The 3091-nt window shown below is 66.9% G+C and carries 3 protein-coding genes and 1 pseudogene; all 4 read left to right on the forward strand.

The genetic code is table 11. The features are described from left to right. Positions 1-44 precede the first annotated feature (44 nt). Entirely contained in the window at positions 45-1133 is a 1089-nt protein-coding gene (locus QZV94_RS24205) for an acyl-CoA dehydrogenase family protein (protein WP_293682915.1), read from the forward strand. A gap of 11 nt (positions 1134-1144) precedes the next feature. Then, positions 1145-1807, forward strand: a pseudogene (locus tag QZV94_RS24210) (AMP-binding protein); the annotation flags it as partial. Positions 1808-1857: 50 nt separating this feature from the next. Continuing rightward, on the forward strand, positions 1858-2778 hold the full coding sequence (locus QZV94_RS24215; RefSeq protein ID WP_293682919.1) for an AMP-binding protein: 921 nt from the start codon (positions 1858-1860) through the stop codon (positions 2776-2778). Between the two features lie 4 nt (positions 2779-2782). Continuing rightward, a partial coding sequence (locus QZV94_RS24220; protein ID WP_293682917.1) for an NAD(P)-binding protein occupies positions 2783-3091 on the forward strand: 309 nt, incomplete at its 3' end.

Genomic DNA, 3091 nt, shown 5'->3' on the forward strand with positions numbered 1-3091 from the left:
ATGCCGCGTGAGCCGAAACTCGCCACGGAAGGGAGCCGCTCCTAATGGAATTCGGTCTTTCGAGCGAGCAGCGCATGCTGCAGGACGCCGTGGCCCGCTATCTCTCGGAACAATCCCCGCTGCGCCATGTGCGAGATATCGCCGCCGCCGCGAAGCCCTACAGCCCCGATGTCGCGGCGGGCCTGGCGGATCTCGGCGTGCCGGGGGTTATCATCCCTGCGGAATTCGGCGGGATGGGCCTTGGCCTGCTGGAAGCGGCGTTGGTGGCCGAATCGCTCGGCTTCAGCGTCGCGCCGGCGCATTTCGCGGGCGCACATGTGATGGCACCGTTGGCGATCCTGCTCGGCGGGTCGGAGAGCCAACAGCAGGCGTGGCTGCCGCAGCTGGCGACCGGGGCAGCGAGGGCGGCCGTCGCGGTCAGCCAAGCCGTGGAGGGCCGGGACGGGGTCGGGGTTGTCGCCAGGGACGGGTGGCTGGACGGGACAGCGTTGTTCGTGCTCGACGCGGCGGACGCCGATCTGTTCGTGGTGGCGGACACCACCGGCGCATTGCACCTGGTCGCAGCCGACGCCCCCGGTCTCACGCAGATTCCGCTGACGACCATCGACAAGACCCGCTTAGTCGGCGAACTCCGGATGACGGGCGTCAAGGCCGATCCGTTGCCCGGCGGCGGCGGCCGGACCACCCGCCGGATCATCGACGCGGGGCGCATTATGCTGGCCGCCGACATCCTGGGCGCCGGCACGGCTATGATCGAACAGGCCGTGGCCTACGCTGGCACGCGCGTGCAGTTTGGCCGGCCGATTGGGTCCTTCCAGGCGGTCAAGCACATGTGCGCCGAGATGGCGGCGGCCCTTGAGCCCTGCCGCTCGCTGGTCTGGTATGCGGCGCACGCCTTTGACCATGCACCTGACGAATCGACCCTGATGGCCTGCCACGCAAAATCACACCTCTCCGAGGTCGGCCGGTTCGTCGCGCGGACCTCCACCGAAGTGCACGGTGGCATGGGTTTCACTGACCTCGCCGGGCTGCACTACTGGTTCAAGCGCATCGGTCTGGATCGCCAGCTGCTCGGAGGGCCGGAACTCGTCCGCAACGAGGCCGCCCGTGTTCAGGGCTGGATCGCCGCTTAGGAAGCATGCCTATGACCTGGAATTTCGGCGATATCCTCGACGCGCTCCCGAAGGCCCTCCCGGCGGACGCGCCGGCCTTCATTCATGGGGATCGAACGATCACCTGGGGGGAGACGTCGCGTCGGTCGAACAATCTTGCGCGCGCGATCCTGGCCAGGGGCGCGAAGCCGGGCGACAAGGTGGCGTTCTACATGCGCAACCGCCCAGAGTACGGCGAGGCCCTGGCCGCCTGCTTCAAGGGCCGCCTGACGCACGTGAACGTCAACTACCGCTACAAGCCCGACGAGGTGTTCTACATCTTCGACGACTCGGATGCGCAGACCATCATCTACGGCTCCGAGTTTCGCGAAACAGTCCTCCAGCTGAAGGACCGGCTGTCCAAGGTCGCCACGTTCATTGAGATCGGTGAAGACGATCCGCCGGCGCACTTCTCGGAGCGATATGAAGACCTCGCCGCGACCGGCGGCGGCGCGCCCTTGGGGATCGAGCGGTCTCCAGACGACCTTCTGTTCATCTACACCGGCGGCACCACGGGCATGCCGAAAGGCGTGATGTGGCGCCATGACGATCTGCGCGAGGCCCAACTCGACGGTTTGCGCAGGCTGGGGCCGGCGCCGACGACCCTGGCCGAACACCTGGACTTCATTCGCCTCTCCAGGCCGGGAACGCGGACCCTGCCGGCATGTCCGCTAATGCATGGGACCGGTCTGATCACCGCGATCGGATGCATGATGAACGGCGGCTGTGTCATCACGCTGGAGAGCCCTTCGTCATCACGCTGGAGAGCCCTTCGTTCGACGCCGACGAACTTTGGGCGGCCGTCTCGAGCCGGCGCGTGCAGTCCATCGCCATCGTCGGCGACGCCTTCGCCAAGCCGATGCTCAACGCCCTCGAGGCGGCGCAGGGGCGTTACGACACGTCGAGCCTGGTCTCGATCGTCTCCTCGGGCGTGATGTGGAGCCGTGAGGTCAAGGCGGGCCTGTTGCGGCATATTCCACAGGTCATGCTGATGGACTCGTTCGGTGCGTCCGAGGCGCTGGGCTTCGGGATGTCGGCGATGACCAAGGATGGCGAGGTCAGGACCGCCACCTTCCAGATCGGACCGCGCTGCAAGGTGTTCGACGAGGACGAGCGGCCGGTCGAGCCCGGAAGCGGCCAGCCCGGGATCATCGCGATGGGCGGCCCGATACCGGTCGGCTACTACAAGGATCCGGAAAAGACGGCCAAGACCTTCCGGACCATCGGCGGCCAACGCTATTCGATCCCCGGCGACTGGTGCACGGTCGAGGCGGACGGCGCCCTGATCCTGCTGGGCCGCGGCAGCGCCTGCATCAACACCGCCGGCGAGAAAGTCTATCCCGAAGAGGTCGAGGAGGCGCTGAAGACCCACGCGGTCATCGAGGACGCGCTGGTGGTCGGCGTGCCCGACGACAAGTGGGGCCAGGCGGTGACGGGTGTGGTGGTGTTGGCGCGCGGCGCCGCGTTCGACGAGGACGATGTGCGCCGGCACGTGCGCGCCACCCTGGCCGGCTACAAGACCCCCAAGCGCATCCTGGTGACGCAGGTGCCTCTCAGGGCTTCGAACGGCAAGGCCGACTACAAGGCGGTCACGGAATTCGCCAGACGCGACCTAGGACTGGTGTAAAATCATGACCACCCAATCCGCTATCCGGCCCAAAACGAAAGACGTGGAGGCGTTCGACGTCCTGGTGATCGGGGCGGGGTTCACCGGTCTCTACCAGCTCCACCGCCTGCGCCAACTGGGGTTCTCGGTGCGGCTGCTTGAGGCCGGCGCCGACCTGGGCGGCATCTGGTCCTGGAACTGCTACCCTGGGGCCCGCGTCGACACCCACGTCCCGCTGTACGAGTTCTCCAGCGAGGAACTCTGGCGCGACTGGACCTGGACCGAGCGGTTTCCCGGCTGGGAGGAGTTGCGCGCCTATTTCCGGTATGTGGAC

The sequence above is a fragment of the uncultured Phenylobacterium sp. genome (assembly GCF_902826855.1).
GTDB lineage: Bacteria > Pseudomonadota > Alphaproteobacteria > Caulobacterales > Caulobacteraceae > Phenylobacterium.